The organism is Enterobacter sp. TMH.L2 (assembly GCF_050847315.1).
Taxonomy (GTDB): Bacteria; Pseudomonadota; Gammaproteobacteria; order Enterobacterales; family Enterobacteriaceae; genus Cedecea.
Genome location: NZ_CP193791.1, coordinates 183,924 through 205,720 on the forward strand (window position 1 = coordinate 183,924; position 21,797 = coordinate 205,720).

Consider the following 21,797-nt stretch of genomic DNA (forward strand, 5'->3'; position numbering starts at 1 on the left):
AATAAAAAACGAACCCCGAAGGGTTCGTTTTTTTTCGTCTAATGCTTCAGATTTACAGCTTCGGACCGGCTTCGACCAGGGCCGCACCGGCAGGAGTATCGGTGTATTTCTCGAAGTTTTCGACAAACAGCTTCGCCAGTTGCTCAGCTTTTTCCTGCCACTGCTCCGGGGACGCGTAGGTATTACGCGGGTCCAGAATTTGGGTATCAACGCCCGCGAGCGAGGTTGGAATGGCGAGGTTAAACATCGGCAGCGTAAAGGTTTCTGCGTCGTCCAGCGAGCCGTCGAGAATAGCGTCGATGATCGCGCGGGTGTCTTTGATAGAAATGCGTTTGCCGGTACCGTTCCAGCCGGTATTCACCAGGTACGCCTGGGCACCGGATGCCTGCATGCGTTTCACCAGCACTTCAGCATACTGCGTTGGGTGCAGCGACAGGAACGCTGCGCCGAAGCAGGCGGAGAAGGTTGGCGTTGGCTCAGTCACGCCGCGTTCGGTACCCGCCAGTTTGGCGGTAAAACCGGACAGGAAGTGGTACTGAGTCTGGTTCGCGGTGAGGCGGGAAACCGGTGGCAGTACGCCGAAGGCATCCGCAGTCAGGAAGATGACTTTAGTGGCGTGACCCGCTTTCGACACCGGCTTAACGATGTTGTCGATGTGATAAATCGGGTAAGAAACGCGGGTGTTTTCCGTTTTGGACGCATCGTCGAAGTCGATTGTGCCGTCGGCACGGACGGTCACGTTTTCCAGCAGCGCATCGCGGCGAATCGCGTGATAGATATCCGGCTCAGCTTCTTCTGACAGACGAATAGTTTTCGCGTAGCAGCCGCCTTCAAAGTTAAACACACCGTCGTCGTCCCAGCCGTGCTCATCGTCGCCAATCAGGCGGCGTTTCGGGTCGGTAGACAGCGTCGTTTTACCGGTGCCGGACAGGCCGAAGAACACCGCCACATCCCCTTTTTCACCGACGTTTGCCGAGCAGTGCATGGAGGCGATGCCCTTCAGCGGCAGCAGGTAGTTCATGATAGAGAACATCCCTTTCTTCATCTCGCCACCGTACCAGGTGCCGCCGATAAGCTGCATGCGTTCAGTCAGGTTAAACGCCACAAAGTTTTCGGAGTTCAGGCCCTGTTCTTTCCAGTTTGGATTGGTACATTTAGCCCCATTCATCACCACAAAATCAGGCTCAAACGTTGCCAGCTCTTCGTCCGTTGGGCGAATAAACATGTTTTTCACGAAGTGTGCCTGCCAGGCAACCTCGGTGATAAAACGCACTGACAGGCGGGTATCGGCGTTGGCCCCGCAGAAAGCGTCAATAATAAACAGGCGCTTGCCCGACAGTTGATGAGTGACGAGCCATTTGAGCTGGTGCCAGGTTTCTTCGGAAAGCGGTTTGTTATCGTTTTTGCCTTTACCGTTGTCGGCCCACCATAAGGTGTCGCGGGTGGTGTCATCGCGGACGATGTATTTATCTTTTGGAGAGCGACCGGTAAAGATCCCGGTATCTACGGAGACGGCGCCTAAGTTAGTGACCACACCGCGCTCAAAACCCTGCAGGTTAGGGTCGAGTTCTTCGCGGTAAAGGGTGTCGTAATCGGGGTTATAGACGACTTCGCTGACGTCATGAATGCCATAAGCCTTGAGATCTTGCGGGGTTATGCCTTTAACTCGCATTTCACTGCTCCTTAGCCAATTTATACTGCCGAATATTGTAGGGTTGTTTAGGGGGTGTTAACCGCGACCACTATCATAAATTTACGCGCCTGCTTAAATTTAACAGGGGAAATGCACAGGGGATGCCGCAACGGGGGCAGAGTATGGCAGGAATTCGCTGGCTTTCGGGGAAAATATGGCAGATATGTTAATAATTAGGATAATAACGAAGAACTTTGTGAATGAACGCGCTCTCATGCGCAACGCAATGAAACAAGAGCGTCATTTGCAAGTCGCAGCAGGTCGTTACACTAAGTCAAAAATGAGCTAATAAGGGATGACAACTATGTTCATGTCTGAACCGTTGCCTAAGGCGACCCGCTGGGGGATTTTGCTGGTGGGGTTTCTTTTAGGCGTGGTGCTGTACCTCACCGAAGGAGACAGGGTGAGTAGCATCTGGCTGCGAGGGGATAATCAAGCCCTGTATCTGCGCTCCCTGTCCGTAGTGCTGGCGGCGACGCTGGCGCTTATCACCGTGCGTTTCAATGGCCTGCGATTTTGGGGCCTGGCGTTGCTCCCCTTGCCGATTGTGGCGCTGATGAGCGGCTGGGTGAACTGGACGACCCAGGGGCTGGAAAGCTGGAGTCGGCACGATATTGTGCTGGGGTATCTCTGTTCGCTGGCTGTGATGCTGTTTCTGACCTTGCCCTGGCTGCAGGGGCGGCTGCACTCGAATCGCGGTTGGGGAGGCTGGCAGGTATTCTACGGCCAGCTCTGGCGGAACGGTATTACTCTGCTGCTGACCGGGCTGCTGGTGCTCTTTTTCTGGGGCGTGCTGGCGCTTTGGGCCGGGTTATTTAAGCTGGTGGATATCGCCTTCTTTGATCGCCTGTTTTTCAGTTCATCGGCGTTTGCCTGGATTGCTACCTGTACGGCAGCGGCGCTGGCGGTCACGCTTTGCCGTGACCAGGTTCGGGCTATTAACGCGGTAAAACATTTCTTCAGCGTTTTTGTCACGGGTCTTTTACCGCTGCTGTCGCTGATTTCCCTGATGTTTTTGGCGACGCTGCCGGTGGTTGGCCTGGGGTCTATTTCACTGCACTTTTCCTGTAATGCGCTGCTCAACACGCTGACGCTGATGGTGATGGGCACTGCCGCAGTGGCTTATCATCCGGAAAGAGAAACCCGACCTTATCCTGCTCTGCTTGATGGTGCGATAAAGCTGACGTTATTGCTGTCGCCGGTTTATGCCTTGCTGGCAAGCTATGCGCTGTGGTTGCGCGTTTCGTCATACGGCTGGACGCCAACAAGGGTATATGCGGCGCTGATAACCTTCACCGTATTGGTGTGGGCCTTTGGCTATGTCGTCACGCTCGTTCGCCAGCGTCGGGAGACTGTTCTACAGCCGGGAGGGATTAACCGCGCGGTGCTTTTGCTGGCGCTGGCCTTGCTGGTCGCGGTGAATTCCCCGCTTCTGGACCCTTACCGGATCAGCGTTAATAACCAAATGGCGCGTTACCACAGCGGCGTCCTGAAGCCCGAGAAGGTGAGTATGACCATGCTGCAATACGCCGGGCGGCGGGGCTACGATGCGCTCAGCGAGCTGCAAAAAGACCCGGTGTTTGTCGCCAGTCCCGATCGCAGAAGGCAATTGGCGATGCTGTTGAGCAATGGCAAAACGGGCGGTGTGGCGGTGGCGAAGCTGACGGTTGAATCTCTGCGTCAGCGTATCGTGCTGGCGGATAAAAATCGCGTGCCGGAAAACGCGTGGTGGCAGGCCATGGTAAAAGATGAAAGTTACCAGGCTCGCGAGTGTCTGGATGACGAGGATAAGTGTCTGCTGGTTGGGATGGATTTGAACGGCGACGGGCAGGATGAATGGCTGCTGTGCCAGCCGGAAATGAGCTACTGCAAAGTGTACGGCAAGATAGACGGGAGCTGGAAGGATATCGGCCAGGCCCGGGATCTGGATAAAAACCAGATGATGTCAGCGCTGAAGCAGGCCGCCTCTGAAGGAAAACTGACGGCTGCGCCGAAGGTCTGGCAGGACGTGATGGTGCAGGGGCAGCGGGTTAAAATCGACTATTACCGCTGAAAAAAAACGCCTCCGATTGGAGGCGTTATGCAAACTTAGTGAACCTGCGGATCCGCCGGAGAGGCATTGTTGCGGATCGCCGTGATGTCCATGGAGTCAAACACATAGCGGCTGCCACAGTAATCACAGTTCATGTCGATTTCGCCATCTTCGGCCAGAATACTGTCGACCTCTTCATCCGGCAGCGTGCGCAGCGCGTCAGCACAGCGCTCGCGTGAGCAGGTGCATTTGAACTCTACGTCCTGAGGATCGTACAGCGTGACTTCTTCTTCGTGATACAGGCGCCATAGCACATCGTTCGCTGGTAGCGTCAGCAGCTCTTCGGCCTTGATGGTTTCGGTCAGCGTCGCGAGGTGGTTGAAGTCGTCGGTTTCCGCGTTTTGCGCCGGCAGAACCTGCAGCAACATACCGCCCGCCGCCGCTTTACCGTCTACTTCACCGGTACGAATAAACAGACGAGTTGGCAGCTGCTCGGAACGCATGAAATAATCTTCCAGGCAGGCGGCCAGCGTATCCCCTTCCAGACCGACCACGCCCTGATAGCGCTCGCCTTCGCTTGGGGAGATGGTGATCACCAGATAACCGTTACCCACCAGATCTTTTAATGCAGCATCCGCCGGGATATCACCCTGTACACGCGCTACGCCGCGCATTTGCTGTTTGTTGTTGCCGTTAATCACGGCCAGCGTCATCGGGCCATCGCCCTGAAGCTGAACGGTGATATCTCCGTCAAACTTCAGCGTGGCGGTCAGCAGGCTGGTGGCGACCAGCAGTTCGCCCAGAATTTTTTTGACCGGCTGCGGGTAATCATGGTTTTCCATGATCTGCTGCCAGGTTTCGGAAACCGTCACCAGCTCGCCGCGCACGGCGTGGTTTTCAAACAGATAGCGGTGTAGTTGGTCGTGTTGAGTCATCGTCATCTCTCTTACTGGTCGGCGAATTTACGCTTCGCCACCGTGTTTAAATTTCATCAAATCTCGCCGCTCTTTTTTATCCGGGCGGCGATCGGGATGCGGCATGCTCAGCGCGTTCATTTTGCGCGCCAGCGCCACTTTTTCCCGTTTGGCGATGCTTTCCGCCGTCTCTTCATAAAGCTGAGAGGCTTCTGCGGCTGGCCTGCGCTGTTCGGTAATACCCAGGACGGATACGGTGCGCTCGTCGTTTCCCTGGCGCAGCGTGAGTACCGCATGAAGCTCAACCAGTTTGCTTGGCTTACTGCGCTGGCCGTTGTAGTGCACTTTCCCGCCTTCAACCATTTCCCGCGCCACCGCACGGGTTTTGTAAAAGCGTGCGGCCCACAGCCATTTATCCAGGCGTACGCCCTCGGCAGTTTTTTCTTTCATTGCGCCTCCTTAAGCGGAAAGCGACGGGATCAGGCTACGGTAATCGCTCAGGCCTGGGTGGCGCTCAAACGTTTTTTCCGCTTCACCTGAGTCCGGGTTGAGGACGCCAAAGCAGTAGCGAATCCCAAACGTTGCGGCTGCATCAAGAATCGCTTCGCTGTCGTCGATAAAGACGGTTCTGGCCGCATCGAATCCGGTATGCCCGGCCACCGCCTGCCATAAACGCTGATCTTCTTTCGGATAACCAAATGTGTGGGTGGAAAGTAATAAATCAAGGTGCTGGTTCAAACCCGTGTGCTCAAGCTTCACCGCCAGGTTATGCGGGTGCGCGTTGGTGAGCAGAATGCGGCGCTTGCCGCTGGCTTTCGCCGCTTCAAGAAACGGCACGGTATCTTCACGCAGCGCGGCCTTTGGCCCTTGTTCGGTGGTCATGCCACAGATATCCAGCCCGAGGCGTTCGCTCCAGTAGTCGAGACAGTACCAGTTTAGCGTATGCTGCACGGCGTGGTATTCGCGGGAAATTAATTCATACGCATCCTGCAACGGAATGCCGCGCTGAAGGCTAAGGGTTTCCGGCACCAGCTTTTTCCAGAAATGGTTATCAAAGGCCAGGTCCAACAGGGTCCCGTCCATATCCAGCAGCAGGGTGTCCACGTCCTGCCAGGCAATAGCACCAGACATAGCTTTAGTCTCGATTGAGAGAAAATTGCGTACCAGGGTAGCACAACCCGGTACGCAAAGTTTACCCGTAGCGGCTACTTCAGCGGCGTAGGCGGAGTCAGTGTGGGGTTGAGGCAGCTATCATAATAGCGCTGAATTTCAGCCAGCCTCGTACTGGCACGGCGATAGCGAGTCACCGCCAGAACGCCGTTTATCGCGGCGCAGGCCAACATCGCAATCAGCATCAGAGAAATGCCGATGTAGCTCCAGAGGCTATGAGTGTCTGAGATCCGATGCAGGGTGACGTGCTGTGTGCCGTTGGCATCCGTGTAGATGCCGGTAATGATCCCTTCGGCGTGGAACGGCGTGTGCAGCAGCATTTCCGCCAGTCGCTGAAATTCGGTCCATTGTTCCTGGGCCGGGAAGTCATACAGCGACATTGGCGGCAGCGGCTGGTCTACGAAATCACCACCTTCATCGTTGATGATGATGTACCCGCCTGGGGCAGGGCTATTTAATGCCTGTGCGGCGCGGGCGGTTTCACGAATAAAGAAAGGTGCGGTTGAGGTGGCCACCAGGTTATCCAGCGACTCGGCGCTAACTGGCCGTAGAAGGACGTTCACCCCGGTCAGTTTTCCTGAATCCGCGCGCTTGATCAGGGAATCCCAGTCTTTAGTGTTGCCCAGGTTTACTAGCGCATTCTTCAGGCGGACGCACTCTTCTTCTGCGGTACACAGCGCCTGGGTTTTTTTCACAATCCCGGCAAAATCATCCAGCAGGACCATGCCGGATTTCTGAATGGCGTCCGCGAGCTGTGGGTTAACTTTGCTGTCACCTTCTCCACCCTGAGGATGAATTTGCCCGCTGACGGCTTTGGTCAGAGCGACCGCTTTGTCCATGATGTCGGACTCCGGCAAGGGCAGAGGGCGGGCGGTATTCCAGATGATCTGCGAGCAGTCGAAGGGGGTGAATGGGAAGTTTTGCCGCGAGCGATAACCGCCTGGCGTTTGAATATTACACATCCCCGTGCCATTCACTCTCAGCGTATCGCCTACCTGCAGCTTGTATTTGGCGAGTTCCTCAACGCTGGTGGCCTCGATGGACTGAGCGCCCTTCAACCATGAGGCGCTAAGCTTGATAGGCATTTCCAGCGGCACCCAAATAGTCATCATCAGCAGGACCAGCAGCGCGCCGGCGGCAACCAGCAGGTTACGCACCCAGTGCTGTAGCGGGAAGTTACGCACTTCATCATGGAGTGAAAGGAAACGTCCCTGACGCACCACATGGCGGTCAAGATAGATATCAATATCGGTTTTCTGCCCCAGATCTTGAGCCACAAAAGGCTGCCAGTGGGGCGGATACACCAGATCGATAATGCCCAGGGAGATGTTGTTCATCTGTTCCTGGTCAGACTCGCCGAACAGCCCCCAGCGTTTGGGTGTGCCGCGCAGGCAGTGGATCTCGCGCAATGCCGTTTTCGCCGGCGGGGCAAACAGGCCCCACAAACCGGCGGCAATCAGCAGGACGGCGCCGCCAATTAACCAGGGCAGGAACACTGACGGCGTCACGAGACTCAGGAACAGCATGATAAAAGCGATGCAAATAAGCGCGGCTTCGCGCACGCCGTCGGGGCGGCTCAGGGAATACTCTTCCTGAGTTTCCTGGCGAATGTTTAGCAGCTCGATTTGCTCGCTTTCTTCGCCGCGAATGGAGGCCTGATTGCCTGAATAGCCTTCCAGGGCGTACTGCTGCACATCCAGCGTATCGTTTTGCAGCGTATTGCCATTGAGCGAAATCACCAGCGGGATGCTGCTCGTCCGAATCAGGTCTACGTCGTTATCGTTGGTGATGTACTGCTCCCAGAGCGGCGGGAGGTGAACTTCAACAGAATCAAGGTAATAACGCCATTTATTGGCGTCATCGGCAGAGAGGCCGTAGCGAGTGATCGACCGGGTCAGGGAGAAAACTGTACTGCTTTGCGCGGTGAGCGTTAGTCTTGGCAGTGGATTGCTCGCGCCGGAGGGGCCAATCAGCTCCTGGGAACGGGAATAACGCTCGAGGTAATTTTCGACGGCAACGCGCTCTTCTGGGGTTAGTTTGCGCGTGGTGGCACCGGAGAAGGAACGATCGTGCGAAACCTGGGCACGTAGCTTCAGGCTTCGCCAAATCAGCCATCCGGCAATCAGTGCGCAGGCCAGCATAGCAGCTAACAGAAATAATAAGGTGCTCATGCTTTCCCCATCAAACAATCGTCTTTTTCATCAAACTCGGCAAAAGATCGGCCTTTCAAATGGTTAAGGAGTCAGAAGTCATTATCGGCAGGTAAAGCTGCAAACTTGAGCTATTTTTAAGGCGACCGACTTACAGTAACACAATGTTAGCAAAGCGACTTCGTCCGAAATACAAGTAAATTCCTATTCAATAGTACCTGCCTTGACAGCGGGTAAAATTACGTGTTTTAGCGCGCCAAACGTTACAAAAATGTAAATAATAGCCAATGCTCGTTGCACGATATGTGCGGCATACCGCACAATAACTTACCTCTTTCACTGTTGAACCCGGCCACATGAGCAAATCACTAATAAAACCAACGATTTTAAATGTCGAAACCGTGGCGCGTTCGCGGCTGTTTAATGTCGAAACGGTGGATCTGGAATTTAGCAATGGCGTTCGCCGCGTCTATGAACGCATGAAACCGTCTTCCCGCGAGGCGGTAATGATAGTGCCTGTTGTTGATGACCACTTGATCTTAATCCGTGAATACGCGGTTGGCACAGAATCCTATGAACTAGGGTTCTCTAAAGGGCTGATCGACCCGGGCGAAACGGTATTTGAGGCCGCTAACCGTGAGCTGAAAGAAGAAGTGGGCTTTGGCGCGAACCGGCTAACGTTTCTGAAAAAGCTGACGATGGCCCCGTCCTATTTCTCGAGCAAAATGAACATTGTGATTGCGGAAGATCTGTATCCCGAATCCCTGGAAGGGGATGAGCCGGAAGAACTGCCGCAAGTACGGTGGCCGCTGGCGAACATGATGGATTTGCTCAATGAAGATGATTTCAGCGAGGCGCGTAACGTCAGCGCTTTGTTCCTTGTCCGGGAATGGTTAAGGCAGCAGGGCAGGCTGAAAGACTGACCGCTAAAGAATGAAAAAGGGCCGCTAAGCGGCCCTATACTATTTTGGGTTGGATTAGAACAGCTCGTGCTCTTCCCCGTTATCGATAAGCGTCGTGCCTACTTCATGCACGGCCTGTTGCGTAGGCTGCGTACCTTCGATGAAATACTCTTCACGACTGTTGCCGCCGTTGGCTAACTGCCCGGTACTGCGATCAATATTGACAGTGACGATACCCGGTGGTGGCGTCATCGGCTCTTCTGGCACACCCGCCAGCGCGATTTTCATGAAATCATCCCAGGCGGGCTGGGCGCTCTTCGCGCCGCCTTCGTAGCCGGAGATCTGATCTTTAATCGCGCCTGAAGCCGTGGTGCGGCCAAGGTCGCGGCGATGGTCGTCAAAGCCAATCCAGACTGACGTGACCACGCCCGGGCCGTAACCGGAGAACCAGGCATCTTTCGAACTGTTGGTTGTTCCGGTTTTGCCGCCGATATCCTTACGCTTCAAATCACGGCCTGCTCGCCAGCCGGTTCCCTGCCAGCCCGGCTCACCATAAATGTTGCTGTTAAGCGCACTTTTGATCAGGAAAGACAGCGGCGTGTTGATCACGTGTGGCGCATACTCCTCGCCCTGTGCTTTTGCCACCAGACCGCGGTTAGCTTGCTCCAGTTGAGGCATCGGTACGCTGCTGTTTTGCGGCGTTTGCGAAACGGCAACGTCTTCTACGTCCTGGTTTTCCAGTACCGTTGATTTTGGCGTATCGCCGTAAATGACCGGAATATCGCAGCTGGCACAGGCAACCTTAGGCCTGGTCTCAAACACGGTATTACCCGCGTCGTCGACGATTTTGGTGATGTAGTAAGGGTCAACCAGGAAGCCGCCGTTTGCCATGACGGAGTAACCGCGAGCAACCTGCATTGGCGTAAATGAGGCGGAGCCCAGGGCCAGCGATTCGGTATGCACAATATTTGCTGCAGGGAAGCCAAAGCGCTGCAGATATTCTGCGGCATAATCGACGCCCATCGCCCGCATCGCACGTACCATCACCACGTTCTTGGACTGGCCCAGACCCTGACGCAGACGAATCGGCCCGGCGTATTGGGCCGGAGAGTTCTTAGGCCGCCAGTCGGAGCCTGCCCCGGCATCCCAGCGTGAAATAGGCACGTCATTAAGAATGCTTGCCAGCGTCAGGCCTTTGTCCATGGCTGCGGTATACAGGAAAGGTTTGATGTTTGACCCTACCTGACGCAGCGCCTGGGTCGCACGGTTGAACTTGCTTTGGTTAAAGTCAAAACCGCCGACCAGCGCCAGCACGGCGCCATCGTGTGGATTGAGTGAAACCAGCGCCGAGTTAACGTCGGGCACCTGGCTAAGCCACCAGGCATCGTCCACCTTGCGTACCCAAATCTGCTGTCCGGCCTGTACCACGTCCGTTACTTTGCGTGGCGTAGCGCCTTGCGCGGTGTCGGAACGATACGGACGCGCCCAGCGCATGCCTTCCATACTCAGTGAAACAGAGCTGCCGTCGGCCAGCATGGCCGTGGCTTCATCAGGTACGGCGCGGGTGACAACCGCCGGGAAGAGCGGGCCATAAACCGGGAGGCTTTTCAGCGAATCGGTGATTTTTTTCTTATCCCAGGCGCTTTCTCCCACTTTCCACAGCACATTAGATGGGCCGCGGTAGCCATGGCGCATGTCGTAGGCCATGACGTTGTTGCGGACGGCATCCTGGGCACCCTGCTGAATTTTACGGCTCAGCGTGGTGTAAACCTTGTAGCCATCTTCGTAAGCTTTATCGCCGTAGCGGGCGACCATGTCCTGACGCACCAGCTCTGAAAGATATGGCGCGGAGAAGGCGATTTCAGGCGTGTGATAGCTGGCGTCAATCGGCTGACTACGTGCTTCATCGTACTGGCTTTGGCTGATGTAACCTTCGCTCAGCATGCGCGACAGCACCACGTTACGGCGTGCCGTTGAACGATCCATGGAGTACAGCGGGTTAAACGTTGACGGCGCTTTAGGCAACCCGGCAATCACCGCCATCTCGCTCAGGGTCAGCTGATCGACCGTTTTGCCGAAGTAAACCTGAGCGGCAGCGCCGACGCCATAGGCGCGGTAACCGAGGTAGATTTTGTTCAGGTAGAGCTCGAGGATCTCGTCTTTGTTCAGCATCTGTTCAATGCGAACCGCAAGAAACGCTTCCTTAATTTTACGCATCAGGGTGCGTTCGGGGCTCAGGAAGAAGTTACGCGCCAACTGCTGCGTAATGGTACTTGCGCCCTGAGAAGCATGGCCTGAGAACAGCGCTACGCTTGCAGCACGGAAGATGCCCACCGGGTCAACGCCGTGGTGCTCATAAAAGCGGCTGTCTTCTGTTGCGATAAACGCTTTTACCATCACCGGAGGGATCTGGTTCAGGGTCAGTGGAATACGGCGTTTTTCGCCGTACTGAGCGATAAGCTCGCCGTCAGCGCTGTAAACCTGCATTGGAATCTGCAGTCGCACATCTCTCAATGTCGCCACGTCGGGCAGCTGGGGCTCGATGTATTTGTATAAACCGTAAATCGAGCCAGCTCCCAGCAGAACGCAACAGACTGCAAGGATTAATAAATACTTTACGAACTTCACCTTAAATTTCCCATCAGGTTTCAATTGGGCAGTTTCTAAACAACCGCGCGGTAGTATAAAGGCAAGCCAGGAGCTTTGATATACCCGTTACTGTTTCGGGGTCAGGGCTGTTTATCATCCGGATAAGGAGATCGAAACCATGATGTTTCCTGGTTGGCGGATTGGCCTGGATATTCAGGCGGAGGGCATACGTGCCGCAGCCGTACAGTGGCACCGGCAAGGGTGGCAGTTGCGCCATTGGTGGCATTTACCTTTCCCGAAACAAACACTTGCGGACGGCATGTTACCCGAACTGGACACACTGCGCGAGGTACTTGCCGCATGGCGTAAAGAAATCCCCGTGCGCCATCATCTGCGGGTTGGGTTTCCTGCACAGAGGGCTTTGCAACGCCAGGTTCCCAGGCCTCCCCAGCGGTTACAGGAATCGGCTCAAGAGAAGTATATCTCGGGTGCAACGGCTCGCCAGTTGCAAATGCCCTCGGAACAACTTTGCTACGACTACCTAGAGGATGATTCGTCATTTTCCGTGACGGCGGCGAAACAGGCGGATATTGCTGCATTGCAGGCCATTTTTGCCAGCATGAATCTCTTTCCCCGGACGATAACGCCGGGAGACAAAATTCTGAGCGCCTTGCCTCAGAATTGTTATCCAGCGCATTGTCGTTTTCTGGTTCATGAAGAGCCGGGCTACTGGCTGTGGGCATCAGTCAATAACCGCAAACGTTCCGGCTGGCTGGATAAACGGCAGACAGTGGATTTCCCGGCTCTATGTCAGCAGTTGGAGGCCAGCGCCGACGAAATTGCCTTTAGCCATGCCGATGCCGGGCGCTCCTGGCCTGCCGGAGCAGAAAGGCTAAATGCCTGGCAACCCCTTGTCCGCCAGCAGCCGCCGTTGCCGCGTCATGGCGGGCTTTACACGCTCGCTTTGGGGCTCGCTCTGGGAGCCGAACGCTAATGATGCCGCTGATGAACCTTCTGCCATGGCGGCCGTTAAAACGCCGTCATCGGCTAAAACTTTGGGGCAGCCTTCTCATATGTGGCGTGCTTTTAATGATGGGGCTGATGCTGCTCTGGACTCAGTTTCTCGCCATGAAAGTGCGCTGGCAACAGGCCCAGTCAACCCAATATGAGGTGCAGGAATCCGCCCTGAAGACGCTGTTATCACGTCAGCTAACAGAGTTGAAAGATAACCAGCAGCGGTGGGCGATATTGCAGGCGGAGGGGATGCGGAAAGGCAACATTTCACGTTGGGAAAACGTGCTGAATATGCTGGCCTCACGCTTGCCCGAAAACAGCTGGCTGCAGAGTGTTAGCTGGCAAAATGAAAGCGCAACCATCTCTGGCGTAGCGGGAGATGCACGGGAACTGGTGCAGGTTGAAGCAGTTCTGGCTGATTTACCCGGGGCGTTTAAGGTCAAGCCCGGTGAGTTGCGTGATGAAAAACACAAAGGTCTGGTCTTTACCTTCATCTTAAACGCCCCGGATGGCGAACATGCTCAGTAACCTGGATCGCCTCATTGACGGGCATGTTGCATATCGGGTGTTGAGCCTGTTGGTGTGTCTGTTATTAACCGCTTTAGCCTGCTTATGGCTGCTGGTTTGGCCCCTGCGACAAGAATTGCAGGTGAAGGAACAGCACAACCAGCAGCGCTGGCAGCATGTGCTCTCGCAGCAGCGGAAAATTGCCGTTTTGCCGAAACCAGAGCCGCTGCCTGATGCGGTGCCGCTGGAGACGTTTTCTGCCATGGCTGCGGTAAAACGGTCCGGCGGGAGACTGGTGATGTGGCGGCCTGAACCGCGACATTCTGTGTTGGAAATGCTGCTTCCCTGGCCCAATGTGCCGCCCCTTTTTAAGGAACTGACCAGCTATTCAAGCCTGAAGATACCGGCGTTTATCTTGAGTGAGGCCGGGGAAAAAGTGCGGGTTTTGCTTACTCTGGAGTTTATCGATGAAAGCCGCTAGTTGGATGTTACTGGCCGCACTCAGCTCGCCTCTGCAGTCGTCACCGCGTAATCCTTTTCTTTTACCCGTATCACCCTGTGAAGCGCTGCTTAAGCGGCTTGATGGCTGGCAGTTACGCGGCGTGTTTTACCCGACTGGCTCTGCAGAAAGTCTTGCCTTAATGCAATTCTCGGGGAAACGCTGGCAAAGGGTAAAAGAAGGTTTGTTTCTGGAGCCTGGTGTGCAGGTGACCACGCTTCTTGAGCGGCAGCTGAGAGCTTCGCTCAACGACGCCTGCGAAGGACGCTACTACCACTGGAAAATAGAGGGAAGAGTCAATGATAAGGCACATCGTGGCAGGCGTACTGATGCTGATGCCCCTGACGGCGTGGACGAATAATCGCGTCACTCTGACGCTAGATGAAACGCCTGTCGTACAGGTGTTGCAGGCGCTGGCCGAGCAGCAAAACTTTAACGTGATGATTGCGCCTGAGGTGACGGGGAATCTCTCGCTACGTTTGGCCGATGTGTCGTGGGAGCAGGCTTTCCAGCAGGTACTCAGATTAGCAAACCTGACTTCGTCGAAGACGGGCAATATTCTTCAAATCCAGCAGAAACAGGATCCGGCGCAACGGCGCGCTCAGCAAGAGGCCGCTCGTAAGCAAAAAGCGCTTGAGCAGCCGCTGGTACAAGCGGTTTATACGCCGCGATATGCTGAAGTTGCCGACCTTGCCGCGGGGATCAAAGCTAATGAAGAAAAACTGCTTGGGCCCAAGGGCGGCATTACCGTGGATAAACGCACAAACCGGCTGGTGGTGCGCGACAGCCAGCAGGCGCAAAAGCGTGTTGCGGCCTGGATTAAAGACATGGATGTTTCGATGGGGCAGGTCGAGCTGTCCGCGCATATTGTCACCATCAACCAGGATAAGCTGCGAGAGCTTGGCGTGAAGTGGAGCGCCCCGGTAGGTGAGACGGCATCCGGGTTATACCAAACCACAACTGTCTCAAGTGAGTTAGCCGTAAACGCGGCAACCACAACGGTAGGGTTTAATATTGGCCGGATCAACGGCCGTATGCTTGAGCTTGAGCTCAGCGCGCTGGAGCAGCAGCAACAGCTGGAAATCATCGCCAGCCCACGCTTGCTGGTCGCACACCAACAGTCTGCCAGCATCAAGCAGGGTACTGAAATCCCGTATCAAGTCTCTAATGGCAAGAATGAAGCCACGTCGGTGGAATTTAAGGAGGCGGTGTTAGGTATGGAGGTCATGCCGACGATAAGTCACCACGGAACCATTCGCCTGCAGCTTCGCATCAGTCAAAATATGCCAGGACGCAGCATCCAGCACGCAGATGGGGAAGCCCTCGCCATTGATAAGCAAGAGATTGAAACGCAGGTCGAGGTGAAGGATGGTGAGACGCTGGCGTTAGGCGGAATCTTCCAGCAGCAGAACAACCACACCAGGGATAGCGTTCCTTTACTGGGAAATATTCCTTTTATCGGCCAATTGTTCCGGCACGACGGGAAAAAGCACCAACGTCGGGAATTGGTCGTGTTCATTACGCCCAGGTTGATTGCATTACCTTAGCGTGTTTCCTCTTCCGCCTGCGGGTTTTTCTGCCAAACAGCACCCAGGTGTTTGACGGCAGAGAGGAATTAGCTTACAAGGTGTACCGTTTCGGGAGGCTGGGTATTGAGAGCCTGCGGCCGGTAAAGCTGGCGCACGGTTTTCATCCCAAGCTGGGCGCCAGGTGATTTATTCGGTTGCCAAACCCCCTTGAGTGTTGAGATAATTTTTAGTCTGATTCTCGAACTCACGCTTATGAGGTTTCAGTTCATGTCCCGCCGCAGCAAGTTGTTACCGGGCGGGTTTATCATCAACGAATTGTCTTAGTAGTACCGAAAAAATGGCAGAGAAACGCAATATCTTTCTGGTTGGGCCTATGGGTGCCGGCAAAAGCACTATTGGGCGTCAGTTAGCTCAGCAACTCAATATGGAATTTTTCGATTCTGATCAAGAGATTGAGAAACGTACCGGAGCTGATGTGGGCTGGGTATTCGACGTTGAAGGCGAAGAAGGCTTCCGCGATCGCGAAGAAAAAATCATCAACGAACTCACTGAAAAACAGGGCATCGTGCTGGCTACCGGTGGCGGTTCTGTGAAATCTCGTGAAACCCGCAATCGTCTTTCCGCCCGTGGCGTAGTGGTTTATCTTGAAACCACGATTGAGAAACAGCTTGCACGTACTCAGCGCGATAAAAAACGTCCGCTGCTGCAGGTTGAGACTCCACCTCGTGAAGTTCTGGAAGCGCTGGCAGGTGAACGCAATCCGCTGTATGAAGAGATTGCCGATGTCACAATTCGCACCGATGATCAAAGCGCCAAAGTGGTCGCAAACCAGATCATTCATATGCTGGAAAGCAACTGATTCTGGCTTAATCAAGAAACGCCTGCGGGCAAAGCAACAATAAGGTGGGCTCCGCGTAATGGAGAGGCTGACAGTCACTCTCGGGGAACGTAGTTACCCTATTACCATTGCCGCCGGGTTATTCAATGACCCGGCTTCCTTTTGGCCGCTGAAGGCTGGCGACCAGACCATGCTGGTTACCAATGAAACCCTTGCACCGCTCTATCTGGACAAGGTTCGTGGTCTTCTGGAACAGGCAGGCGTTAAAGTGGATACCGTCATTCTTCCGGATGGCGAGCAGTTTAAAAGCCTCGCGGTGCTTGATACCGTCTTTACGGCGCTGTTGGAAAAACCTCACGGCCGCGACACCACCTTGATTGCTTTAGGCGGTGGCGTTGTGGGCGATTTAACCGGTTTTGCCGCAGCGAGCTATCAGCGCGGGGTGCGTTTTATCCAGGTCCCTACCACACTGCTTTCGCAGGTGGACTCCTCCGTTGGCGGTAAAACTGCCGTTAACCATCCCCTCGGCAAAAACATGATTGGCGCGTTTTACCAGCCCGCTTCGGTGGTGGTGGATCTCGACTGCCTGTCGACTTTGCCTGCTCGGGAGCTGGCTTCGGGCCTGGCGGAAGTCATTAAATACGGCATCATTCTGGACGGCGAGTTCTTTGACTGGCTGGAAGAAAACATCGACGCATTGTTAAAGCTGGACGGCAAGGCAATGGCGTACTGCATTCGTCGTTGTTGTGAGCTGAAAGCCGAAGTTGTTGCCGCAGACGAGCGAGAAAGCGGCTTACGTGCTTTACTGAATCTGGGTCATACGTTTGGCCATGCCATTGAAGCTGAAATGGGCTATGGCAACTGGCTGCATGGCGAAGCCGTGGCGGCCGGAATGGTGATGGCGGCGCGTACCGCTCAGCGCCTGGGTCAATTCAGTGAGGCAGAAGTTCAGCGCGTGATTGCGCTGCTGGTGCGAGCCGGGTTACCGGTTAACGGGCCGCAGGAAATGTCCCCTGACGCGTATATGCCCCACATGATGCGTGACAAAAAAGTATTAGCCGGCGAGCTGCGTTTGATTCTGCCGCTGGCGATAGGGAAGAGTGAAGTGCGCGGTGGAGTACCGCACGATGTCGTTCTATCAGCCATTGCTGATTGCCAGCAGGCTTAACAACTAGAATTTTTATAGTATTTAACTTCGGGCGTGATGCAGAGATGAGCATACGCCTTTGAGTGGGGTGTTAAATGGATGAGTTTAAACCAGAAGACGAGCTGAAACCCGATCCAAGCGATCGTCGTCCTGGGCGTTCCCGCAAACCTGACGAGTTCGATAAAGAACCGCAGATCAACGTTGATGACGTCGATCTTGATGCGGACGATCGTCGTCCTTCTCGTTCACGCCGTGAGCGTGAAGAAGAGGTTGAGGAAGAGTACGAAGGTGATGACGGCCTGGCCGCAGAGCCTCGTCCGGCGCGTGGGCGTAAAAAGGCAGCAAAACAGAAAGCACCTGCTTCTCGCCAGCACATCATGATGGGCGTCGGGATTCTGGTCCTGCTGCTGCTTATCATCGGCATCGGTTCAGCCCTGAAAGCTCCTTCATCTACCCCAGATACTGCCGAGCAAAAACCAGGCGCGGAGAAGAGCATCGATCTCTCCGGTTCGAACGGTGCGGCACCTGCCGACCAGGCAAATGCTGCTCAGCCACAGGCAGGGAATACCTCAGTAGCTGGCCAGCAGAATCCGCAGGATGTTTCCCTGCCACCTATTTCTTCTACACCAACCCAGGCCCAGACGCAGCCGCAGCCGGAAGGGCAGCAGCGCGTTGAGGTTCCTGGAAACCTGAATAACGCCCTGACTCAGCCTCAGCAACAGGGCCAGATTGACAACGTGGTGAGCAATTCCACGCTGCCAACTGAACCCGCTACCGTCGCGCCAATCGCTGGCAGCAAAACCGAACCGCGTAAGCTGGCCGGCACCCAGGAGCCAACCCGCACCGTTGAATCTCGTCCTGAGCGCAAGAAAACGGTGATTGAGCCTGTGCGTAAAGCCGAGCCTAAACCACAGGTGAAAGCTGAAAGCAAACCAGTGGCAACGGTGAAACGTAGCGAACCTGCCCCGGCGGTTTCTGCTCCGGTCACTGCACCATCAACCAGCGCAGCTACTTCAACCCCGGCTCCGAAAGCAACAGCATCTACTGCGCCAAAAGCAGCACCGCAAGCTGCAGCGACGGCCAGCACTGGCGGCACGGTAACGGGGGATGCGAGCGCCATTAAGAGTGCGCCAGGCAGCCACTACACGCTGCAGCTGAGCTCTTCTTCAAACTCCGCAAACCTGAATGCGTGGGCGAAAAAAGAGAATCTGCAGCACTATATGGTTTACCAGACTCAGCGTAACGGTCAGCCTTGGTTCGTGCTGGTGAGCGGTGTTTATGCCACGAAAGACGATGCAAAACGCGCGGTGACAAGCCTGCCGGCAGACGTTCAGGCTAAGAATCCGTGGGCAAAACCTATTCATCAGGTGCAGTCTGACCTCAAGTGAAAATAAGCGCAGTCGCTGTCGGAGCCTTTCCACAGCTGGATAAGGTGTAAATAGTAAGACAGCATGAAAAAAAATCGCGCTTTTCTGAAATGGGCAGGGGGGAAATTCCCCCTGCTGGACGACATAAAAAAGCATCTGCCGGAAGGCGACTGTCTGATTGAGCCCTTTGTTGGCGCGGGGTCGGTATTTCTTAATACCGACTACTCACGCTACGTCCTCGCCGATATCAATAGCGATCTGATTAACCTCTACGACATTGTCAAAAACCGCGCAGATGAGTACGTGCGGGAGTCTCGTTTGCTCTTTACCAAAGCGCAAAACGAGGAAGCGATTTATTACGCTTGCCGCACTGAGTTTAACCAATGCACTGACAAATTCCGGCGCGCGGTGTTGTTTTTGTACCTCAACCGCCATTGTTACAACGGCCTGTGCCGTTATAATCTGCGCGGTGAATTTAACGTGCCGTTTGGCCGCTACAGCAAACCTTATTTCCCTGAAGAGGAACTGTACAACTTTGCCGAACGGGCTAAAAATGCCACTTTTGTCTGCCAGTCTTATGATGTCAGCATGGTAAACGTTGCTGCGGGTTCCGTAGTGTATTGCGATCCGCCCTATGCGCCGCTTTCCGCCACCGCCAACTTTACCGCTTATCACACGGACAGCTTCAGTATGGTGCAGCAGCAGCACCTGGCCGAGCTGGCTGAAAGGCTGCGGGAGCAGAGTATTCCGGTGCTGATTTCTAATCATGACACCGAGCTGACTCGCCAGTGGTATCAGAACGCCACCGATTTCCATAAGCTGCAGGTTCGCCGCAGCATCAGTCGAAACGGTGGTAAACGTAACAAGGTGGACGAACTTCTGGCCCTTTATAAAGCGAAGGTTGCCTGAGCCGTTTCGCCCGCCGCCGAAAGATGAATGACTCCTGGAGAAGCGGATGAAACAGTATTTGATTGCCCCCTCAATCCTCTCTGCCGACTTCGCCCGACTGGGCGAGGATACGGCTAAAGCACTTGCCGCAGGTGGTGACGTCGTCCATTTTGACGTTATGGACAACCACTACGTCCCTAACCTGACGATGGGGCCGATGGTGCTTAAGGCGCTGCGCGATTACGGTATCACTGCGCCTATCGACGTTCACCTGATGGTGAAACCCGTTGACCGCATCATTCCTGATTTCGCCGCGGCCGGTGCCAGCATTATTACCTTCCATCCTGAAGCCTCTGAACATGTCGATCGCTCTCTGCAACTGATCAAAGAACACGGCTGTAAAGCGGGCCTGGTGCTGAACCCGGCGACCTCGCTTTCCTGGCTGGATCACGTCATGGACAAACTGGATGTCATTTTGCTGATGTCCGTCAACCCTGGTTTTGGCGGCCAGTCGTTTATTCCACACACGCTGGAAAAACTGCGCCAGGTTCGCGAACGTATTGATGCCTCCGGCTATGATATTCGCCTTGAAGTGGATGGCGGCGTCAAAGCCGACAACATTGCGGAAATTGCCGCCGCGGGCGCGGATATGTTCGTTGCAGGTTCCGCTATTTTCGGCCAGCCTGATTATAAAGCGGTGGTTGACCGCATGCGTTCTGAACTGGCTAAGGTAAGTCATGGATAAGTTTCAAAAAATTCGGGGTGTTGCCTTCGATCTCGACGGCACGCTCATCGACACGGCGCTTGGCCTGAGTCAGGCCGTTGATCTGGCGCTTTATGCGCTTGAACTGCCTGTGGCCGGCGAAGATCGCGTTGTCACCTGGATCGGCAACGGCGCAGATATCATGATGCAGCGGGCGCTTAAGTGGTCGCTGAAAGATAAAGAACCCGACCTCGCCCAGCTGAATATGGCGCGCAAACTGTTCGATCGCTTCTATGCGGAAACGGTGGAAGAGGGGAGCTTCTTGTTCCCGGGCGTAGCCGCAACGCTTGCTGCACTGAAAGAAAAAGGCCTGCCGCTCGCCGTCGTCACCAACAAACCCACGCCTTTTGTCACGCCGCTGCTGGAAGATCTGGGCATTGCCCATTATTTCCAGACCATCATCGGCGGGGACGATGTGAAAGAGAAAAAGCCACACCCGGAAGCGCTGTACAAAGTCATGGAAACCCTGGGGCTGGCGGCGGATGAGCTGCTTTTTGTCGGCGATTCCCGTAATGACATTCAGGCTGCACAGGCGGCCGGCTGCCCAAGCGTCGGCCTGACCTGGGGCTATAACTATGGCGAAGCGATTGGGCTGAGCAACCCGGACGTTGTGTTCGATCGTTTCGAAGACTTATTGCCCGCTTTCGGGCTACCACCTTTAGCAAATCAGGAAGCAGAACATGAGTAAGCCCATCGTATTTAGCGGCGCCCAGCCGTCAGGCGAATTAACTATCGGTAACTACATGGGTGCGCTGCGTCAGTGGGTAAACATGCAGGATGATTATCATTGCATTTACTGCATCGTTGACCAGCATGCGATCACCGTTCGTCAGGACCCGACCGCGCTGCGCAAAGCGACGCTGGACACTCTGGCGCTGTATCTGGCCTGTGGCATTGACCCGAAAAAAAGCACCATCTTTGTTCAGTCCCACGTGCCGGAGCACGCGCAGCTGGGCTGGGTGCTGAACTGCTACACCTATTTCGGCGAGCTGAGCCGCATGACGCAGTTCAAGGACAAATCTGCCCGCTATGAAGAAAACATCAACGCCGGCCTGTTTGACTACCCGGTGCTGATGGCCGCAGACATTCTGCTGTATCAGACCAACCAGGTCCCGGTGGGTGAAGACCAGAAACAGCATCTGGAGCTGAGCCGCGACGTGGCCAGCCGCTTCAACGCGCTGTACGGCGACATCTTCAAAGTGCCTGAGCCATTTATTCCTAAGTCCGGTGCCCGCGTGATGTCCCTGCTGGAGCCGACCAAAAAGATGTCCAAGTCTGACGATAACCGCAATAACGTCATCGGCCTGCTGGAAGATCCGAAATCCGTGGTGAAGAAGATCAAGCGCGCGGTAACCGACTCCGAAGAGCCGCCTGTGGTGCGCTACGACGTGAAAGAGAAGGCGGGCGTTTCTAACCTGCTGGACATTCTTTCCGGCGTCACCGGCAAAGCGATTCCTGAGCTGGAAGCCAGCTTTGAAGGCAAGATGTATGGTCATCTGAAGGGCGAAGTGGCGGAAGCCGTGTCCGGTATGCTGACCGAGCTTCAGGAGCGCTATCACCGTTACCGTAACGACGAAGCTTTCCTGCAGCAGGTCATGAAAGAGGGCGCTGAAAAAGCCCGCGCCCGCGCCGGAGAGACGCTGAAAAAGGTCTACGAAGCGATCGGTTTCGTCGCTCATCCATAATCTTTCCCTATGAATAACCCGCCGCCTGGCGGGTTATTTCTTTTTTGTGACTGCATTCTCCTTTTGTCATTTTCCCCTTTGCCATCTATATTCAATTTTATGAAGATATA

General features: G+C 54.9%; 20 protein-coding genes. 14 read left to right on the plus strand and 6 right to left on the minus strand.

Annotated features, from left to right (window positions below):
• Positions 1-52: 52 nt before the first annotated feature.
• Complete coding sequence (gene pckA / locus ACREYP_RS00840; protein WP_336819067.1) at positions 53-1,672, minus strand: phosphoenolpyruvate carboxykinase (ATP); 1,620 nt, start codon at positions 1,670-1,672, stop codon at positions 53-55.
• Between the two features lie 325 nt (positions 1,673-1,997).
• On the opposite strand from pckA, the gene ACREYP_RS00845 reads away from it, so the two are divergent.
• Positions 1,998-3,746 (plus strand): DUF4153 domain-containing protein, encoded by a 1,749-nt coding sequence (locus ACREYP_RS00845; RefSeq protein WP_336819068.1) that lies wholly within the window; start codon positions 1,998-2,000, stop codon positions 3,744-3,746.
• A gap of 35 nt (positions 3,747-3,781) precedes the next feature.
• Here ACREYP_RS00845 and hslO read toward each other — a convergent pair whose 3' ends face one another.
• The 4 genes from hslO to ACREYP_RS00865 all read right to left on the minus strand — a co-directional run bounded on the left by hslO (position 3,782) and on the right by ACREYP_RS00865 (position 7,980).
• Positions 3,782-4,660: an Hsp33 family molecular chaperone HslO gene (gene hslO / locus ACREYP_RS00850; protein WP_008457859.1), complete on the minus strand. Its 879-nt coding sequence runs from the start codon at positions 4,658-4,660 to the stop codon at positions 3,782-3,784.
• A 27-nt stretch (positions 4,661-4,687) separates the two neighbouring features.
• Entirely contained in the window at positions 4,688-5,089 is a 402-nt protein-coding gene (hslR, locus tag ACREYP_RS00855) for a ribosome-associated heat shock protein Hsp15 (RefSeq protein ID WP_336819069.1), read from the minus strand.
• A gap of 9 nt (positions 5,090-5,098) precedes the next feature.
• On the minus strand, positions 5,099-5,770 hold the full coding sequence (gene yrfG / locus ACREYP_RS00860; RefSeq protein WP_008457854.1) for a GMP/IMP nucleotidase: 672 nt from the start codon (positions 5,768-5,770) through the stop codon (positions 5,099-5,101).
• Between the two features lie 74 nt (positions 5,771-5,844).
• Complete coding sequence (locus ACREYP_RS00865; protein ID WP_336819071.1) at positions 5,845-7,980, minus strand: intracellular growth attenuator family protein; 2,136 nt, start codon at positions 7,978-7,980, stop codon at positions 5,845-5,847.
• Between the two features lie 335 nt (positions 7,981-8,315).
• On the opposite strand from ACREYP_RS00865, the gene nudE reads away from it, so the two are divergent.
• Positions 8,316-8,882 (plus strand): ADP compounds hydrolase NudE, encoded by a 567-nt coding sequence (gene nudE / locus ACREYP_RS00870; protein ID WP_336706468.1) that lies wholly within the window; start codon positions 8,316-8,318, stop codon positions 8,880-8,882.
• 54 nt (positions 8,883-8,936) lie between these two features.
• On the opposite strand, the gene mrcA is transcribed toward nudE, so the two are convergent.
• Positions 8,937-11,489 carry a peptidoglycan glycosyltransferase/peptidoglycan DD-transpeptidase MrcA gene (gene mrcA, locus ACREYP_RS00875; protein ID WP_008457847.1) on the minus strand — a complete coding sequence of 851 codons (2,553 nt, stop codon included), beginning with the start codon at positions 11,487-11,489 and terminating at the stop codon, positions 8,937-8,939.
• 139 nt (positions 11,490-11,628) lie between these two features.
• On the opposite strand from mrcA, the gene ACREYP_RS00880 reads away from it, so the two are divergent.
• The 12 genes from ACREYP_RS00880 to trpS all read left to right on the plus strand — a co-directional run bounded on the left by ACREYP_RS00880 (position 11,629) and on the right by trpS (position 21,687).
• Complete coding sequence (locus ACREYP_RS00880; RefSeq protein WP_166994654.1) at positions 11,629-12,444, plus strand: pilus assembly protein; 816 nt, start codon at positions 11,629-11,631, stop codon at positions 12,442-12,444.
• Between the two features lie 107 nt (positions 12,445-12,551).
• On the plus strand, positions 12,552-12,992 hold the full coding sequence (locus ACREYP_RS00885; RefSeq protein WP_336819072.1) for a PilN domain-containing protein: 441 nt from the start codon (positions 12,552-12,554) through the stop codon (positions 12,990-12,992).
• A complete protein-coding gene (locus ACREYP_RS00890) occupies positions 12,973-13,452 on the plus strand; it encodes a HofO family protein (protein ID WP_336819073.1) in 480 nt (159 codons plus the stop codon). The genes ACREYP_RS00885 and ACREYP_RS00890 overlap by 20 nt, the downstream gene beginning before the upstream one ends.
• Positions 13,439-13,831: a HofP DNA utilization family protein gene (locus ACREYP_RS00895; RefSeq protein WP_336819074.1), complete on the plus strand. Its 393-nt coding sequence runs from the start codon at positions 13,439-13,441 to the stop codon at positions 13,829-13,831. Before ACREYP_RS00890 ends, ACREYP_RS00895 begins: the two co-directional genes overlap by 14 nt.
• Positions 13,770-15,017 (plus strand): type IV pilus secretin PilQ, encoded by a 1,248-nt coding sequence (pilQ, locus tag ACREYP_RS00900; RefSeq protein ID WP_498881063.1) that lies wholly within the window; start codon positions 13,770-13,772, stop codon positions 15,015-15,017. The genes ACREYP_RS00895 and pilQ overlap by 62 nt, the downstream gene beginning before the upstream one ends.
• Before the next feature lie 319 nt (positions 15,018-15,336).
• Positions 15,337-15,858: a shikimate kinase AroK gene (aroK, locus tag ACREYP_RS00905; protein WP_008457837.1), complete on the plus strand. Its 522-nt coding sequence runs from the start codon at positions 15,337-15,339 to the stop codon at positions 15,856-15,858.
• A 58-nt stretch (positions 15,859-15,916) separates the two neighbouring features.
• Positions 15,917-17,005, plus strand: a complete 1,089-nt coding sequence (gene aroB, locus ACREYP_RS00910; protein WP_008457835.1) for a 3-dehydroquinate synthase — start codon at positions 15,917-15,919, stop codon at positions 17,003-17,005.
• Between the two features lie 74 nt (positions 17,006-17,079).
• Positions 17,080-18,372 carry a cell division protein DamX gene (gene damX / locus ACREYP_RS00915; RefSeq protein ID WP_008457832.1) on the plus strand — a complete coding sequence of 431 codons (1,293 nt, stop codon included), beginning with the start codon at positions 17,080-17,082 and terminating at the stop codon, positions 18,370-18,372.
• A gap of 63 nt (positions 18,373-18,435) precedes the next feature.
• Positions 18,436-19,260 (plus strand): adenine-specific DNA-methyltransferase, encoded by an 825-nt coding sequence (gene dam, locus ACREYP_RS00920; RefSeq protein WP_166994640.1) that lies wholly within the window; start codon positions 18,436-18,438, stop codon positions 19,258-19,260.
• A gap of 46 nt (positions 19,261-19,306) precedes the next feature.
• Positions 19,307-19,984, plus strand: coding sequence for a ribulose-phosphate 3-epimerase (gene rpe / locus ACREYP_RS00925; RefSeq protein WP_039288419.1), 678 nt, complete (start codon positions 19,307-19,309; stop codon positions 19,982-19,984).
• Positions 19,977-20,690 carry a phosphoglycolate phosphatase gene (locus ACREYP_RS00930; protein ID WP_008457827.1) on the plus strand — a complete coding sequence of 238 codons (714 nt, stop codon included), beginning with the start codon at positions 19,977-19,979 and terminating at the stop codon, positions 20,688-20,690. The genes rpe and ACREYP_RS00930 overlap by 8 nt, the downstream gene beginning before the upstream one ends.
• Positions 20,683-21,687 (plus strand): tryptophan--tRNA ligase, encoded by a 1,005-nt coding sequence (trpS, locus tag ACREYP_RS00935; RefSeq protein ID WP_008457824.1) that lies wholly within the window; start codon positions 20,683-20,685, stop codon positions 21,685-21,687. Before ACREYP_RS00930 ends, trpS begins: the two co-directional genes overlap by 8 nt.
• Positions 21,688-21,797 lie beyond the last annotated feature (110 nt).

What these genes read in the sequence shown, in the direction of transcription:
- pckA (WP_336819067.1), bottom strand. Translation starts at nt 1,672, where the DNA reads ATGCGAGTTAAAGGCATAACCCCGCAAGATCTCAAGGCTTATGGCATT.
- ACREYP_RS00845 (WP_336819068.1), top strand. Translation starts at nt 1,998, where the DNA reads ATGTTCATGTCTGAACCGTTGCCTAAGGCGACCCGCTGGGGGATTTTG.
- hslO (WP_008457859.1), bottom strand. Translation starts at nt 4,660, where the DNA reads ATGACTCAACACGACCAACTACACCGCTATCTGTTTGAAAACCACGCC.
- hslR (WP_336819069.1), bottom strand. Translation starts at nt 5,089, where the DNA reads ATGAAAGAAAAAACTGCCGAGGGCGTACGCCTGGATAAATGGCTGTGG.
- yrfG (WP_008457854.1), bottom strand. Translation starts at nt 5,770, where the DNA reads ATGTCTGGTGCTATTGCCTGGCAGGACGTGGACACCCTGCTGCTGGAT.
- ACREYP_RS00865 (WP_336819071.1), bottom strand. Translation starts at nt 7,980, where the DNA reads ATGAGCACCTTATTATTTCTGTTAGCTGCTATGCTGGCCTGCGCACTG.
- nudE (WP_336706468.1), top strand. Translation starts at nt 8,316, where the DNA reads ATGAGCAAATCACTAATAAAACCAACGATTTTAAATGTCGAAACCGTG.
- ACREYP_RS00880 (WP_166994654.1), top strand. Translation starts at nt 11,629, where the DNA reads ATGATGTTTCCTGGTTGGCGGATTGGCCTGGATATTCAGGCGGAGGGC.
- ACREYP_RS00885 (WP_336819072.1), top strand. Translation starts at nt 12,552, where the DNA reads ATGCTGCTCTGGACTCAGTTTCTCGCCATGAAAGTGCGCTGGCAACAG.
- ACREYP_RS00890 (WP_336819073.1), top strand. Translation starts at nt 12,973, where the DNA reads ATGGCGAACATGCTCAGTAACCTGGATCGCCTCATTGACGGGCATGTT.
- ACREYP_RS00895 (WP_336819074.1), top strand. Translation starts at nt 13,439, where the DNA reads ATGAAAGCCGCTAGTTGGATGTTACTGGCCGCACTCAGCTCGCCTCTG.
- pilQ (WP_498881063.1), top strand. Translation starts at nt 13,770, where the DNA reads ATGATAAGGCACATCGTGGCAGGCGTACTGATGCTGATGCCCCTGACG.
- aroK (WP_008457837.1), top strand. Translation starts at nt 15,337, where the DNA reads ATGGCAGAGAAACGCAATATCTTTCTGGTTGGGCCTATGGGTGCCGGC.
- aroB (WP_008457835.1), top strand. Translation starts at nt 15,917, where the DNA reads ATGGAGAGGCTGACAGTCACTCTCGGGGAACGTAGTTACCCTATTACC.
- damX (WP_008457832.1), top strand. Translation starts at nt 17,080, where the DNA reads ATGGATGAGTTTAAACCAGAAGACGAGCTGAAACCCGATCCAAGCGAT.
- dam (WP_166994640.1), top strand. Translation starts at nt 18,436, where the DNA reads ATGAAAAAAAATCGCGCTTTTCTGAAATGGGCAGGGGGGAAATTCCCC.
- rpe (WP_039288419.1), top strand. Translation starts at nt 19,307, where the DNA reads ATGAAACAGTATTTGATTGCCCCCTCAATCCTCTCTGCCGACTTCGCC.
- ACREYP_RS00930 (WP_008457827.1), top strand. Translation starts at nt 19,977, where the DNA reads ATGGATAAGTTTCAAAAAATTCGGGGTGTTGCCTTCGATCTCGACGGC.
- trpS (WP_008457824.1), top strand. Translation starts at nt 20,683, where the DNA reads ATGAGTAAGCCCATCGTATTTAGCGGCGCCCAGCCGTCAGGCGAATTA.